The 14,025-nt window shown below is 44.8% G+C and carries 14 protein-coding genes; 3 read left to right on the forward strand and 11 right to left on the reverse strand.

Going from position 1 to position 14,025, the window contains the following annotated elements; genetic code table 11:
* Positions 1 to 57: 57 nt before the first annotated feature.
* The 8 genes from QUA00_RS32085 to QUA00_RS32120 form a co-directional block, all read right to left on the reverse strand.
* Positions 58 to 1,863 carry a WD40 domain-containing protein gene (locus QUA00_RS32085; protein ID WP_333412437.1) on the reverse strand — a complete coding sequence of 602 codons (1,806 nt, stop codon included), beginning with the start codon at positions 1,861 to 1,863 and terminating at the stop codon, positions 58 to 60.
* Between the two features lie 170 nt (positions 1,864 to 2,033).
* Positions 2,034 to 2,645: a hypothetical protein gene (locus tag QUA00_RS32090; RefSeq protein ID WP_333412440.1), complete on the reverse strand. Its 612-nt coding sequence runs from the start codon at positions 2,643 to 2,645 to the stop codon at positions 2,034 to 2,036.
* Complete coding sequence (locus QUA00_RS32095) at positions 2,642 to 3,790, reverse strand: AAA family ATPase (RefSeq protein ID WP_333412442.1); 1,149 nt, start codon at positions 3,788 to 3,790, stop codon at positions 2,642 to 2,644. The genes QUA00_RS32090 and QUA00_RS32095 overlap by 4 nt, the downstream gene beginning before the upstream one ends.
* A gap of 43 nt (positions 3,791 to 3,833) precedes the next feature.
* Complete coding sequence (locus QUA00_RS32100) at positions 3,834 to 3,986, reverse strand: hypothetical protein (RefSeq protein WP_333412444.1); 153 nt, start codon at positions 3,984 to 3,986, stop codon at positions 3,834 to 3,836.
* Entirely contained in the window at positions 3,983 to 4,360 is a 378-nt protein-coding gene (locus QUA00_RS32105) for a DUF5615 family PIN-like protein (RefSeq protein ID WP_333412446.1), read from the reverse strand. Before QUA00_RS32105 ends, QUA00_RS32100 begins: the two co-directional genes overlap by 4 nt.
* Positions 4,335 to 4,679, reverse strand: coding sequence for a DUF433 domain-containing protein (locus tag QUA00_RS32110; protein ID WP_333412448.1), 345 nt, complete (start codon positions 4,677 to 4,679; stop codon positions 4,335 to 4,337). Before QUA00_RS32110 ends, QUA00_RS32105 begins: the two co-directional genes overlap by 26 nt.
* Positions 4,680 to 4,697: 18 nt before the next feature.
* A complete protein-coding gene (locus QUA00_RS32115) occupies positions 4,698 to 4,850 on the reverse strand; it encodes a hypothetical protein (protein ID WP_333412450.1) in 153 nt (50 codons plus the stop codon).
* Between the two features lie 96 nt (positions 4,851 to 4,946).
* Positions 4,947 to 7,397: a glycoside hydrolase family 31 protein gene (locus QUA00_RS32120; RefSeq protein ID WP_333412452.1), complete on the reverse strand. Its 2,451-nt coding sequence runs from the start codon at positions 7,395 to 7,397 to the stop codon at positions 4,947 to 4,949.
* Positions 7,398 to 7,555: 158 nt separating this feature from the next.
* Between QUA00_RS32120 and QUA00_RS32125 the strand changes: the two genes are divergently transcribed.
* Both QUA00_RS32125 and QUA00_RS32130 read left to right on the forward strand, forming a co-directional pair.
* Entirely contained in the window at positions 7,556 to 7,969 is a 414-nt protein-coding gene (locus QUA00_RS32125) for an element excision factor XisH family protein (RefSeq protein WP_333102649.1), read from the forward strand.
* The gene (locus QUA00_RS32130) at positions 7,957 to 8,292 is read left to right on the forward strand and encodes a XisI protein (protein WP_333102648.1); all 336 of its coding nucleotides are present in this window, start codon (positions 7,957 to 7,959) and stop codon (positions 8,290 to 8,292) included. The genes QUA00_RS32125 and QUA00_RS32130 overlap by 13 nt, the downstream gene beginning before the upstream one ends.
* Before the next feature lie 427 nt (positions 8,293 to 8,719).
* Here QUA00_RS32130 and QUA00_RS32135 read toward each other — a convergent pair whose 3' ends face one another.
* Complete coding sequence (locus QUA00_RS32135; RefSeq protein WP_333160123.1) at positions 8,720 to 9,079, reverse strand: group 1 truncated hemoglobin; 360 nt, start codon at positions 9,077 to 9,079, stop codon at positions 8,720 to 8,722.
* 176 nt (positions 9,080 to 9,255) lie between these two features.
* Positions 9,256 to 9,474: a hypothetical protein gene (locus tag QUA00_RS32140; RefSeq protein WP_333412455.1), complete on the reverse strand. Its 219-nt coding sequence runs from the start codon at positions 9,472 to 9,474 to the stop codon at positions 9,256 to 9,258.
* 249 nt (positions 9,475 to 9,723) lie between these two features.
* Here QUA00_RS32140 and QUA00_RS32145 point away from each other — a divergent pair, with 249 nt between their 5' ends.
* A complete protein-coding gene (locus QUA00_RS32145; RefSeq protein WP_333412457.1) occupies positions 9,724 to 10,326 on the forward strand; it encodes a 2OG-Fe(II) oxygenase in 603 nt (200 codons plus the stop codon).
* A 521-nt stretch (positions 10,327 to 10,847) separates the two neighbouring features.
* Here the strand turns inward: QUA00_RS32145 and QUA00_RS32150 are convergent.
* A partial coding sequence (locus QUA00_RS32150; RefSeq protein WP_333412459.1) for a WD40 repeat domain-containing protein occupies positions 10,848 to 14,025 on the reverse strand: 3,178 nt, incomplete at its 5' end.

The raw sequence follows: 14,025 nt of genomic DNA on the forward strand, positions 1-14,025 counted from the left end.
TTTAGTAGGCATTGACTTTTTATAAATATCATCATATTATACTATGCAATATGCGTTTTAGATGCTGAACAGCTTAACTCGACGAATTGAACTGACTGAAGCGATGATTTCAAATTTACCTCGATCGCTTCCAGCTACAAAATTGCCATTTTGATCGACCGTTCCACCTCCGCTTACTTCCCACAATACAGTTTCCGGCATGGGATTTCTGCGTTGATCTAAAACTTGTGCTGTAAATTGTTGCGTTTTACCAAACTCTAAAGTAATCCTAGAAGGAGTAACAGAAATCTCAGTGATTCTAGGGGGCTGAATAATAGTAATTGTGACAGAAGTCTCAAAAATTCCTATCTTTGCTTTAACTTCAAATCTTCCTTCCCGTTGACCTGCTGTAAATAAACCTTGTTTGATTTTACCGCCAGTAGTTTCCCATTCAACATCTTTATCGTTAAGGTTGATCTCTCTATTATTCGGGTCTAAACCTTGGACAGTAAAATATTGAACTTGACCACAAGTGAGCGCTTGGGAAATTTCATGAATAACAATCTTGCTTAATTTTGGATAAGAACATCCCTTAATAGCATGAAGTGGTTTTCCTGTTTGTGGTTCCAATAATGTTACCCAATCTTTCCCTGCAACAGCAAGAGTTTTTCCATTAGGACTAACTGCTACAGAGCTAATAAAATCAGGCTGCTCTGGTAAAGTGTAGATGACTTTATTATAATTATATCTTAAATCAAAGATTTTAATTTCTCTGGAAATACCTACTACAAGTATATTTTGATTGATATTACAACCTAGAGAATTAATTGATTGATTATTTGGGTAAGTCTTGGTGCATTCTAAATTTTGAAGAGGTAGTACAGAAACACCTCCATTATCTGCTGCGGCAACAATAATTCTACCTAATACCCAAGCCCCTACAGCTATAGGCCCTCCTAATGAAAACCCTGCGACAGTAGCTGCTACATCTACTAAACCTTTACCCAAAGCTGAACCTGATTGATTTGAAGATTGTTCTCCAGATTTTGATTGCCAAAATTTTACAACACCATCACGACTGCCACTAATTAAGGTTGTGTTGTCTGAAGTAATAATTAAAGATTGAATCCAAGCTGAATGTCCTTCAATACTGCGTATGAGTTTACCGCTATCCAAATTCCATAAGGTAATTTTATTATTAGTGCTTCCACAAGCGATAACTTTTCCATCATGGCTAATACATAAGCTCAAAACAGAAGATAGTTCCTTTGGATCTTGTAGAGTTTCATTTAATTTCCCAGTATTTAAGTCCCATATTTTGATGGTTTTGTTGGTGCTACCACTAACAATGGTTTTTCCATCGGGAGCGATCGCAACAGCAGTAACCCAACTAGAATGCCAACTTAGATCGATTAATGTATGAATAAGCTGCCCTGTTTTTAAATTCCATACCTTAATATTTTTATCTGCACTTCCGCTAACCAAGGTATTGCCATCAAAACTAATAGCCACAGACAAAACCCAGTGCAAATGTCCTTCAATACTACGAATTATTCCCCCCGTTTGCAAATCCCATACCCAAATCTTTTTCCAACTCCCTCCTACTAAAATATTATTATCTGCACTTATTGCTAGACAAGTAATAATATCTGTTGGGCAAGTAATTAAGTTTTCTGGTGTATTTTCCCTCAACCACGAATTATCACCACGAAAAACTCTGTAGGCAAATTGTTTAACTCTCTCTGATTGATCTTTGATAGACTGTTCAATCAATAGTTCTAAACCTTGTTGACCATAATTGAGAGTCTCTGATAAAGCAGCAAGTCTTTCTTGCTCACTTTCACTAGATAACTGCTTCTTAACTTCTTCAATTCTTGTAGACATTCTATTTCTCTCCCAATCATTAACTTTCGGGTTTTTTGGCAGCCACAAGCAATAAATTAGCTAGGTGATAGGGTTCTAGCATAAATGTGGTAATAATAAAATTTCATGTATATTATAACAGATTATGAGTTAATCATAGTAGATGATGATAACATAATTTCTCTTTCTCCTCAATTTTCCCAGGTTGGTTGAAAATTTATGAGTGCATTCATAGCTCGTTCCAAACTGGGCGAATTAGTCTGTGCTGACGCAACCTGCCAACTTTGATTGACAAACTGGATCAGTTGACCGTTGTAGTCTTTACCAATTTTAGCCGTACTATTAGGAGCGGGGACGATCGCCTCCCGCAGATCTCGCTTCTTTGACTTTTTAGCCAGATTTATTAAAAGCTGCTTGGGATCAGGAATTCGATCCGCGTCGCCAGGAATCAAGTCTACGGAAATACCCAGAAATTCGGCAAATGCTTCTCGATGTGCAAGTAACCACGCTTCCACTTCTTTAACAGCAATCCGAAACAGCAGATTAGGATGTTTTGGTTGAGTTAACCACTCGGAAATAATTACTAGCGGGCATTCTGCATTATCCAAATCAGTTAAGACTAAATATGGCATTCCCTTGGCAGCATGATTTAATCCAGAAATAATCTTTTTAATTTTGCCATATCCTCTCTGATTCAAGCACTGTCCCACTGAAAAGGGACGTTGAGACTGTTTGAGCATTTGTTTAAGAACTGCTTCACTCAGTACATCCTCAAACACTAGATTGATGGGAATATCTGTCATTTGAATAAACTGAGTTGTTCGATCGCGGGCGGTGCTGTCAGAGGAAGTGCAGCATCAGCTATACTTAAACCTCCTTCTAATAGCATTTTGATTTGTTCATTACTTGAAGCAAGTTTTACCTGAGTTCCTTCAGGAGTCGGTGTCATTAGCAGCACCTCTTCGCCGCCAATGCCTTTGTCTGAGAGCAAATCAGCACTATGGGTACTGAGAATAACTTGTCGCTTTCTCGGGCGCTGAAGGCGATAAATCAGAGAGGGTAGATTGCTAACAATCGCCGAATTTAAGGAAAGTTCTGGTTCTTCTAGTAACAATAATGAATCGGATTCTAGCAGTGACCAGAGTAAACCAATTAACCGTAACGTTCCGTCAGAAAATTGGTCTTCCCGTTGTTTTCCTGCTCCGGGCCGCCAATGTTCGTAAACAGCTTCCAAATGCGGAACTCCCATCACATCTTTGGTATCTGTGAGGTTTTTCAATTGTGGGACGGCCAGCTTTAAAGCCTCTTCAATTTTTTTTAATCGCGATCTTCGGGTTTTTTCGGTAGTTTTAGCAACTCGCTCTAAAAAAGTTCTCCCAAAAGGATCTTCGGAAAGTCCAGGGGTAGCAAAAGCTTCGGGATGGCGAACTAACTGAGGAATTAAATGTAAATATAAAATCGCTTCTAAAAATTTAGAAATTTCTCTGAATTCTGCATTGGCATTAATTTGCTCTAAATAAGTCTGGGTGAGACGTAGCTCATCATTTTTATCTTCGGGAGTAGGGCGATTGACAATTTGCTCCTCGCCTTTCCAAACTCGTTCGTAGGCAACAATCGGCTCATTTTTGCCGCCTTTTCTATGTTTAATTCCAATGGCATATTTCCATGAGGGACTTTCATTATTAGATTCGGAAAGGTGAATTTCTATTTCTACATCTGGATAACGGCGCGCATAAAGACTGCGAATTTTTGATACGCCACCTCGATCGCTCACGGCTTTCTGCAATCCGCCTCCTGCTTTAGCCAGATCCCGCAAAAAGCGCAATGAATCGAGAAAGTTTGACTTACCACAAGCATTAGGGCCTACCACAAAAACGCGATCGCGCAAATCAACATTCACTGACTGAAAATTGCGCCAATTTTTCAGAGCTATATGGGAGATAATCATTATTTTAACCTAATCAAGAAATAGTTGAGCATAAATTTAATTTTTACCCAGCCTTTAAAATTTGGTTGGTCAATTTTAACTCTGGAAACACCACCGACTGAACCCTTTCAGTGTGATGTAGTTCATAACGTCCGTTTGCTGGCTTCCATTCCAAAAACTCGTCAAAAGTTATTAAGTTGGGTATAGCTTGAGTCATCTGGAAATCTCTTTAGTGATAGGTAGATGAATAATTTGATCTTGATATTCATTGAGAAAAGAACATTCGGCAATCAAAATTAATTCCTCTATGTTTTGCCCAACGCTTAAATTCGCATTTAAAATGAATATCCCAGGAATATGACGATTGGCTTGCAAATGATCGTTTAAGTGAACAGGCATAGATTTACGGTTATTCGTGACTAGGATAAAGTCATATTTTTCACACCATTCTAAAATTTCCGGGTCTTTAGTTCCTTTTGCTGGTATAAAAGGTTCGCCAATGACCCGAATAATTAATTCTACTTGTTTACTCCTAATTTGAGTAGGATAAACCGGGTCAACATTTTCATCCATTAGATACTTGAGTGGCATTTTTTTTAGTTCTTTCTTCCTTAATTTTTTGCAGTCTAATCGAAGCTGGATGAGGGTTTAATTCTTGAGCTTTTCTTTGTTGGTGTGACCATTCTAGCCAGTCTTCGATATATTTATCTAAGACGGCTTTATTGTTTAAATAATACAGGATTGTTGCATAAATTTGATCGAGGGTCAAAGTGTAAAAGTGTTCTAAAATTTCCTCTGGTGAACGTTGCTGATAAATATATTCATAGAGGATGCTTTCTATTCCTACTCTTGTCCCTTTTACTCGAATGTCATCATCGGCTAAAAACTCAAAATATTCTTCTATAAGCATAGTTTATTCCTCCATTTGTTAATTTATCAATACCCGATCGCACCCAAACGCAGGCTCACTGTTTTCTATAGATACGATCGCCCTCTCTCTATCAAACTCTACCCGATCGAGCGATCGCCCTGAATCAATCCCACCATAGCATAAACCGCTTGATATCGTTTCCGGTTGCATCGGAATGATTTAACCGCAGAGGGCGCAGAGAACGCAGAGGGAGAGAATACAGAGATGAATAATTCCGATGCTACCGGATTTGATATGATGCCAAAACTATCCAAATGTCAAACGCCGCACCGTACCATCCTCTGTAAATCGCTGTTCGCCAACGCCAACAACTTCCACAATAACTTCGCGTTCTGATATCAAAAATTGGCCCTCGCGCGCGGCAATTTCAACGATGATTTTTTCCACTTCCAAATACACCTTGTAATTAGTCGTTGCCCAGACACCTTTTTGGTGTTCAAAACTGTGTCCATCGTCCTCATAAAGCGTCCATTCACCGCTTCCGGGCCAAATTCGCATTTTCAATGACTCAAGCGGTTCTTCGCTGACAAATTGCTTCACAGGTGCGATCGCAATTATGCCCCCGCCCCGCACGTAAAGCGGCATTCTCTCCAAAGGTGCATAAGCCAAAATGTGCGTCGGGCCGTGATAGCATTCGCCCGTCCACCAATCGTACCAAGTCCCCTCCGGCAAATACACAGCGCGGTGTTCAACTCCAGGGCGGTAAACGGGTGCAGCCATCAGCGACGGGCCGAGTAATACTTGATCGTAAAGGTGATAAGTTGCCCGATCGCGCGGAAAGTGATACAGTAACGGTCGCAAAATCGGCGTTCCCGTCGTCGCAGCTTCCCAAAACAAGGTATAAATATAAGGCAACAACTGATAGCGCAAATTGATGTATTCGCGGCAAATCTTCTCAGTGCGATCGCCAAAAACCCACGGTTCGTGCTGCGCCGTACTCATCGCCGAATGACCGCGCATCAAGGGATACAGCATCCCCACCTGCATCCACCGCGCGAACAGTTCAGCGGTTGCATTCCCCGCAAAGCCGCCGATGTCGCAACCGACAAACGCCACGCCGGAAAGCCCCATGTTGCAAAGCATTGGTAGCGACATTTCTAAGTGTTCCCACTGCGATTGATTGTCGCCCATCCACACCGACGAGTAACGCTGAACGCCCGCAAAACCCGATCGCGTCAGCACAAAAGATCGATCGCCCGATCGCACTTTTTGCAACCCCTCAGCACAAGCTTTCGCCATCATCAACCCATACAAATTGTGGGTTTCCGCGTGGGTAGCGCGATCGGATTCCGGGCCTTGCGGTGCATCCAGGGGAAAGCTGATGTGTTCGCCGCCGTCGCCAAAAGGCCGTTCGGCGATCGCAGGTTCGTTCATGTCGTTCCAAATCCCCGCAATCCCAATATCTGTCAGAGTTTTGTGCAATTCTCCCCACCACTGGCGCACCTCCGGCCGCAGGAAGTCGGGAAACACCGCTTTGTCCGGCCAAACGTAACCGTGGAAAAGCTTTCCCTCTGCGGTGCGGACGAAATAGTCATTCTCCACACCCCGATCGAATATTTCATAATCTGCTTCCGGTTCGTACTTGACACCGGGATCGACTATCGTGACAACCTTAAAACCCGCTGCTTTCAAGTCTGCGATCAGTTTCGCCGGATCGGGGAAACGCTTCGGGCTCCAGGTAAAAACGCGGTAGCCGCGCATATAGTCGATGTCGAGGTGGATGACATCGCAGGGAATCGCCCGATCGCGAAATTCCTTGGCCAACTCGCGCACAATGTCCTCGGATTCGTAGCTCCAGCGGCATTGGTGGTATCCCAGCGCCCATTTTGGCGGAAGCGGCATCCGGCCGGTTAACTGGGTGTAGGTGGCGATAATTTGGGCGGGTTCCGGGCCGTAAATGATGTAGTAGTCGAGTTCCGGGCCTCTGGTTTCCATCCGCAAAACCCCCGGTTGTTCCGCGCCGATATCGAATTGACTCCAAAATGTCGTGTTGAAGAAAATGCCGTAAGCGCGATCGGGATTCAGGGCGATGTAAAATGCGATCGCCTGGTACATTTCATCGGTGAGGGAATTGTAGTCAAGGGAGTCGGTTGTCCAGTTTGTCTTGACTTCGGAGAGTTTGTCGAGAAAGCCGGTACGTTCGCCGAAACCGTAGAAGTGTTCGTCTGCTTCGATGCGTTTCCAGCCTGCGGTTGCGCCTGCGCGCCATCCCATACTAGGATCGCAGTCGCTAGCAAAGGGTTTTCCCGATTTGTCAAAGCATTCGATGGAAGTGCGATCGCGCTTGACTGAAATCGTTATTTGTGATGTTTCAATTTCTATTTTTTCGTCTGTTTCTCGCACTTCAAATGGTATAATTTCCCACTCTTCGTCAGGGACAGTTATTGAGTACGATCGGCTTTCTACCCCCCCTTGTCCCCCCTTACTAAGGGGGGGTTGGTCTATAATTTCTTCCTCCCCCTTGTAGGGGCGGTGCCCCCGTGCCCGCCCTAGTTGGGGGGGGTTTGGGGACATTCGCACTCGGATTAAATTCGGTGCGAGGATGCTGATATTTAGGGAGGAATTGGTACAGTTGAAGTGAATTGTGCGTGAAGCGCAGCTATCCCGTAGGGAATCGGTTTTATCGATCGATTGTACAGAGCCAATAATTGACCAAGGCTGTTCGGTTGTTTGGAGTTTTCCGAAGTATTGCGGCATACACTCTGACTCGAAATATTATCGATTTTGCTATGAGCAGTTAAGGGTTGTCATCTGGCAAAAGGCTGAACTATAGCCAAACTGAGTATTCCCCACCCGTAGCCAGGGTATAATGGGCGACAAGGAGCCGACATTAAGTTGGATGAGGTACTCTGAAGATGGCTAAAGACATTTACCACAATACGGTGAGAACGGCTCTAGAAAATGATGGTTGGACGATTACTAACGATCCCTTAACCTTGAAGATAGGAGGACGCTCGGCTTATATAGATTTGGGTGCACAGAAGTTATTGGCAGCAGAGAAAGAAGGTCAGCGGATTGCAGTGGAGGTGAAAAGCTTTATCGGCCCATCACCCGTACATGATTTGGAGCAGGCGCTAGGTCAATACATCATGTATTCACAAGTTTTGGAGCGTCAGAATTCGGCGCGTTTGTTGTACTTAGCCATTCCAGAAAGCGTGTTTTTAGATTTTTTTTCAGAGGAGCTGCCACAATTAATGGTTGAAATTAATCACTTAAAATTGCTAATTTTTGATGCGAACACAGCGGAGGTTAGAAGATGGATAACTTAGAGTTTTATCGGCAAACTATCGAGACCATTTTAAGAAAGTATGCAGAAATTCCCTATTCTTTTGGAGAAATCGATCAGCACTTAATTGTCGATCGCGATCGCAATCACTTTATGCTGTTTGATGTGGGTTGGCAGCAAAAACGGCGAGTGCATGGATGTATAACTCACGTCCAAATTATTGATGACAAAATTTGGATTCAACGCGATGGCATTGAGGATGGGATTACAAATGAGCTAGTCGAAGCCGGGATTGGGAAAGATCAGATTGTCTTGGGGTTTCAACCGCCCAACGCCCGCCCTCATACGGGATATGCGGTGGCATGATGTTGCCGGCGATAGAGTTAAAAACCTGTACTTCACCGAAAAAACAATCAGCGTCGCTCTCATGGATGGCCGAACAATTACTGTAATTTACTAAATCTACTTAAGGAATGAAAAATAAAGAAGGTGACTAATAGAGCAATAGTTTACCTTGGATCAAGGCTTCTGGGGTTTAATTGTGCAAGTTATTGATTTTTCATTCCTAAGCTGTTACGCATTTAAAATAGTATTGTAGGGTGCCACGGGCCGCAGCGTTTTTCTTGCCTAATAAGTGAGCGAGCTGACGAACCCTACAGGCTACTTCCTTCGCCTCTTCGGGGTTCATTATATCCGGCAAAAAACAAAGTGGAGCTTTCGCTTCACCCTTACGAAATCTCCACTTTTATCACTATTATAGTGGCTGCAAAAACCCTGTTGCATTCACTCGATCTTACTTGTACAAAACAGCCTCTTTCAAAGTCGCGATCTTACCTAGCGCTTCATCGAGATCCTCTTGGGACGCGCCGTGGGCAACTATTGCATCTGTCAAATGCTTCACAATTGCATCAAAGTGTTCAGGCTGTAAATTCAAACCTGCGTGTGCTTTCTCCATTGAACGGCCTGAGTATTGCTTGGGGCCGCCGAGGGCATAAGAGATAAAAGCAGTTTGATGGCGGCGCTGCTTTTCCATATCTGTATGATCGAAGAAATGGCTCACTATCTCGTCAGCCAAAACATCGCGGTAAAAATCATCCACCATCTCTTTAATGGCTGGCTCTCCACCCATTTTTTCGTACAATGTTGTTGCCATATCGTTTCAGCGAGTTATTTTTTTCCCTTACTCTTTAATTATAGCTGGCAGCTTGGCTTTTTTCCACTGTGAAATGTTAATTTAATCTGAAATAATTACTTAGTAACTGTTGCGACTGCTGGTATTTTTTAGACCACATTCTCTAATTGTAAACTTTATTAACGTTCTCTCGCCAGTTAGATATTGTCGATCGCCCTCCCAGCATTTTGACCTAATGCACGGATTGCTTGTTTTAGCAAGATGTTTCCTATACACCACCAACACGCATCTGTTTTCCAGCTAGCAAACTCAAGAAATCGGTGATAAAACAGAGGCCGGATGCGATCGCCCAAATTAGGCTTGCCCCTGCAATTGGACAAGTTAAAATAAATGGGCGATCGGCTGCTGAGCGGCATCATGTATAATAGAATTGCAAATATAATCGAATCACCACAACGATCGCCTGTATACTGATATTCTGCCGTTGCTAGTCGGTTGCGACACTTCCGGGCGATCGCCCGCAGTTAAGAAAAACCTTTGACTTAAGTACGCGGACTGAAATCAAGATTATTATGTCCTCTGCGAGGAACGAAGCAATCCCAACTCTGAGCGATTGCTACATTTCTATCTGCTGTTTCCTTAAACTTTGATGATTTTTGAGTGCCTTGAAATACTATAGCCAACATCCTAACGCTTTCTCGATCGACTACCTCAACGACTTGCGAGGAGCAATTCTAGCCTCCCCTTATCTAGCAATCAACAACCTCAATCGCGATTTCATTGGCACAAAAGGGTTTTCCGTAGTGTTTCAACGTGCGGAAATTGCTGAAGTAGAACGGCGGTTCCCTTTGTTCAAACCCTATCTAGACCAAGCATTACTGCCTGAATGCAATGCTTTTTACCTCAACCCTTTGTTGCTGGGTGAAGGTTCCCGCGTCGATCCGCATATCGATCGATCTTTGCGATCGTACTGCAAAACAGTTGAACCTCCCGCAGCCGTCAGCGTTTTGTACGTGCAAGTACCGCCCAACTTGCAAGGGGGAGAATTGATACTGCGGCGCAACAAACAGCAAGTCGGGCAGATTAAGCCGCAAGCCAACTCGCTGATATATTTTCAAGGAGACTTGACTCACTCTGTCAACGCTGTTAAAAGTACCGGAACTCGTTTGAGTTTGGTTTGCGAACAGTACAGTTTGAGCGAAACAGAACTGCAAGATATTCCAGGATTCACAGTGGAATCTAGGGCGGTGAAAGCAAAAATTAAGTAAGGTTTATTATGTCAAAATAATAGCATTTTTGACAAGCCCAATGTCTTCCCAACAAGGAATTACTGTCCAACTATCTACAAAACAAACTTAAATACCCAGATATATCTTGGGCGCTTGTTTATACCAGTAAAAAAAAAATGCCACTGTAGGGCGGTGAATCAAACCCTTAGTTCATTAGTCGTTGCCAATTCTTTAATCTCAGGCCTTACGCAACAGTCACAAGACTTTTAGGTATGTGGTTGCGCTCGACTCGCTCTTAGGATATCAAATAGTGCTGAAGCGCAACAAGATACCTTTGTTTAATGTGCCAGTTGTGTAAGTCCCAATACGCTTGGGTTAACACTGTTAATTCCCCGGAGATCCCCCTCGCATACCCCCTACTCCCCCTGATTGTTGGGGAGTAGGGGTTGACTTTGAGCAACTTCTTGTCCCCCCCTTTGTAGGGGCGGTGCCCCCGTGCCCGCCCTCTTGGTTAGGGGGGATCGATCTTAACTGAACCGTATTGGTGTAAGTCATGTTTTTTAAGGATTGCATATTTCTGCGATCGCTTTTTCTTCGGGATGATTAGCAATATAATTGCTCAGCCATTGGCAACTCAGTTTCATTAAACTATCTACATCAAGTTCCAAATTCCAGATCCTTAAAGTAGAATCATCGCTGGCAGAAACAAGAGTTTTGCCGTCGGGACTGATGTTAACGTCATTAACTTGATCGCTATGTCCCTCAAAAGTTTGTAGGGGCACCGCCTCCAATCCAGTTTTGCTGTCTGCTACATTCCACAGTTTAATTGTGCGATCGAAACTTGCAGATGCTAAAATTTTGCCGTCGGGACTGAAACTAATGCTTTTTACCCAGCTTCCGTGTCCTCGGATAGTTTTGATTTCGGTGTCTGTTTCTGCATTCCACAATTTAATGGTGCTGTCATCGCAGGCGGATGCTAAGATTTTGCCGTCGGGACTGAAACGCAGGCTGGTAATTCGGCTGTTATGGGCTCTCAGAATCATTCTTGGGGTAGATTCTAAATTGTTTAAATCCCAGAAAAATATTGTGCGATCGTTCCCTGCGGATGCTAAAGTTTTGCCATCGGGACTGAATGTGACACTTCTAACTCTTTCGAGATGTCCTGTGAAGGTTTTGATTTGGACACCGCTTTCTAGATGCCACAATTTAACAGTTTTATCGCTTCCTGCTGATGCTAAGATTTTACCGTCGGGACTGAAAACAACGCTGTCAATTCCCCTCAGATGTCCTGAAAGAGTTTTGATTTCGGTGCCCGTTTCTAGGTTCCACAATTTAATAGTTTTATCGCTTCCTGCGGATGCTAAAATTTTGCCGTCAGGGGCGAAACTGACGCTGGTGACGGCACCTTGATGTCCTAGAAAAGTTTTGATTTCGCTGCCGTTTTGTGCATTCCACAATTTAACAGTGCGATCGCTGCTACCGGAGGCAACAGTTTTGCCGTCGGGCGAGAAACTCCCACTGAAAACCTGACGGCGGTGACTTTCCAGAACTTTCGGTTCGATGCCGGTGAGGTTCCAGAGTCGTACCGTGCGATCGGTACCTGCCGTTGCCAAAGTGCGGCCGTCGGGACTGAAACTAAGGCTGACAACCCTGCCGGTGTGTCCTTTGAGCGTTTGCGGCTCGATGTCTCCTAGCTGCGATAAATTCCACAATTTGACGGTGCTGTCTTCGCTAGCGGTAGCCAGGGTTGGGCTGTTGCTGCCCAGAGGACTGAATTTGACGTTCCAGACTTGTCGGCTGTGGGCTTGCAGGGTTTTGAGGAGAGTCAGGTTTTGGACATCCCACAGCTTGACTAAACCGTCTTCACCAGCGGATGCGAGGGTTTTGCCGTCGTCGGAGAAACTAACACTTCTGACAGCATTGGTATGGCCCGTCAGCGTTGCGATTTCCGTTCCGTCTGCTGGATTCCAAAGTTTGACAGTGCGATCGCTACCCGAAGATGCGATCGCCAACCCGTCGGGCGAAAAAGTGACGCTTGTTGCCCAGCCCCTATGCCCAGTAAAGGTTTGGAGCAAAGTGCCGTCTGCTGGATTCCAGAGTTTGACAGTGCCGTCGGAACCCGAAGATGCGATCGCCAACCCGTCGGGAGCAAAACTGACTCCTCTCACCCAGCCCCTATGCCCCGTAAGCGTTCTAATTTGTGTGCCGTTTTCGATGTTCCAGAGTTTGATAGTAGCATCGTCGCTAGCAGATGCGATCGTCTTGCCGTCAGGTGAGAAACTGACAGTCCAAACGTTGTCTCCGTGTCCGGTGAGCGTTCTGAGCAAGATGCCGTCTGGGTTCCAGAGTTTGACGGTATCGTCTTCGCTAGCGGATGCGAGGATTTTGCCATCGGGCGAGAAAACGACGTTTCTGACGTTAGCTTGGTGGCCAAGGAGTTGATCGCGCTCTCGGATGCTGTAAATTGCTTGTTGGAGGGCGATGGATACTTGCATCTTAGTTTCGGATTTTGCCGGACTCAATGCCTCTAATTTTTTAAGTTTATGTGCTGCAAGCAGTGCTTCGATCAGTGCTGGAAAAGGGTTTGAGGCTAAAGTTGTCTTTGACGACAAACTTTCGAGGACTATTTTGGTTTCTGCGAGTTCTCGATCGGCTTTAATTACTTGCAATTGTACGGCGATAGCTGCTGCTAAAGATATCCCTAAAATTGTCGAGCCGATCGCAATTATTTTTCTAGCTTGTTTTTTAGCTAACGTTAACTCTGTTTTAGCTTGATGCTGGGCCAGACTTAAAGTTTCATTAGCTTGTGTCAATATTTGACTTTCCTCAGCTTGCAGTGCAAAAGCCAATTCAACTTCTCGCTTTTCCAAATCCTGAGCCGCCGCTAAAAAGCGGTAATCGAGATGGCTTAAACTTTGATATTTTGCCCATTCCAAAGCTTCTTGCAGCGCCTGACCCCGCAGCAGCCGCGAATCATCCTCAAAATTGGCAGCATTCCAAGCATTAAAACTTTCCGAATAAGGTCGCAGCTTTCCCAACTGTTTTTCCACCCATTCAAGATTGAAAACTTCGGCATAAATTCGGTTATAAACTTTTAGTTTTCCCTGTTGTTGCACCACTAAACCTGACAGTCGCAATTCTGTTTGTTCGGGACTGCCATCAGCAAGAACCCCCCCCAGCCCCCCCTTGCTAAGGGGGGGAGTAAGAGTGGCTATTTCTTGCTCTCCCAGGGGTGAAGCAGCAGCATTTAGCCCCCCCTTAGCAAGGGGGGCTGTTTCATTCTCAGAAAAACCAGGGTTTTGTAGGGGCGGTGCCCCCGTGCCCGCCCAGCCGATAGACGATCGGGTAGGGGTTTCAGATATCGGGGCAACCACGGGGGGATTGCCCCTACAAGAGAATGAAACAGCCCTGCCCTTAGCCAGGGGGGGTTGGGGGGGGTGCGCGGATTCCAAAATTTGCTGGTAAAGCCCCAATAACTGCCCCGCTTTTTGCTGATTTCTCAGGATGCGATCGCGAATAGTTTTCAAATGTTCAGGCTCATCTTGAGACTCCCAATTCTCCACAACCCGCAACCTCACCAACCCCTCAACTCCATCCTCCTCTGTGGAACAGGCATCCTGCCTGTCTGTGGTGGTGGAACAGGCATCCTGCCTGTCTGTGGTGGTGGAACAGGCATCCTGCCTGTCTGTGGTGGTGGAACAGGCATCCTGCCTGTCTGTGGTGGTGGAACAGGCATCC

This window comes from Microcoleus sp. T2B6 (assembly GCF_036700475.1).
Taxonomy (GTDB): Bacteria; Cyanobacteriota; Cyanobacteriia; order Cyanobacteriales; family Microcoleaceae; genus Microcoleus.

Coding starts and splice junctions, on each gene's coding strand:
- QUA00_RS32110 (WP_333412448.1), bottom strand. CDS start 4,679: ATGCTTATAGAAGAATATTTTGAGTTTTTAGCCGATGATGACATTCGA.
- QUA00_RS32130 (WP_333102648.1), top strand. CDS start 7,957: ATGGATAACTTAGAGTTTTATCGGCAAACTATCGAGACCATTTTAAGA.
- QUA00_RS32100 (WP_333412444.1), bottom strand. CDS start 3,986: ATGACTCAAGCTATACCCAACTTAATAACTTTTGACGAGTTTTTGGAA.
- QUA00_RS32125 (WP_333102649.1), top strand. CDS start 7,556: ATGGCTAAAGACATTTACCACAATACGGTGAGAACGGCTCTAGAAAAT.
- QUA00_RS32085 (WP_333412437.1), bottom strand. CDS start 1,863: ATGTCTACAAGAATTGAAGAAGTTAAGAAGCAGTTATCTAGTGAAAGT.
- QUA00_RS32095 (WP_333412442.1), bottom strand. CDS start 3,790: ATGATTATCTCCCATATAGCTCTGAAAAATTGGCGCAATTTTCAGTCA.
- QUA00_RS32120 (WP_333412452.1), bottom strand. CDS start 7,397: ATGCCGCAATACTTCGGAAAACTCCAAACAACCGAACAGCCTTGGTCA.
- QUA00_RS32115 (WP_333412450.1), bottom strand. CDS start 4,850: ATGCAACCGGAAACGATATCAAGCGGTTTATGCTATGGTGGGATTGAT.
- QUA00_RS32105 (WP_333412446.1), bottom strand. CDS start 4,360: ATGCCACTCAAGTATCTAATGGATGAAAATGTTGACCCGGTTTATCCT.
- QUA00_RS32090 (WP_333412440.1), bottom strand. CDS start 2,645: ATGACAGATATTCCCATCAATCTAGTGTTTGAGGATGTACTGAGTGAA.
- QUA00_RS32135 (WP_333160123.1), bottom strand. CDS start 9,079: ATGGCAACAACATTGTACGAAAAAATGGGTGGAGAGCCAGCCATTAAA.
- QUA00_RS32140 (WP_333412455.1), bottom strand. CDS start 9,474: ATGCCGCTCAGCAGCCGATCGCCCATTTATTTTAACTTGTCCAATTGC.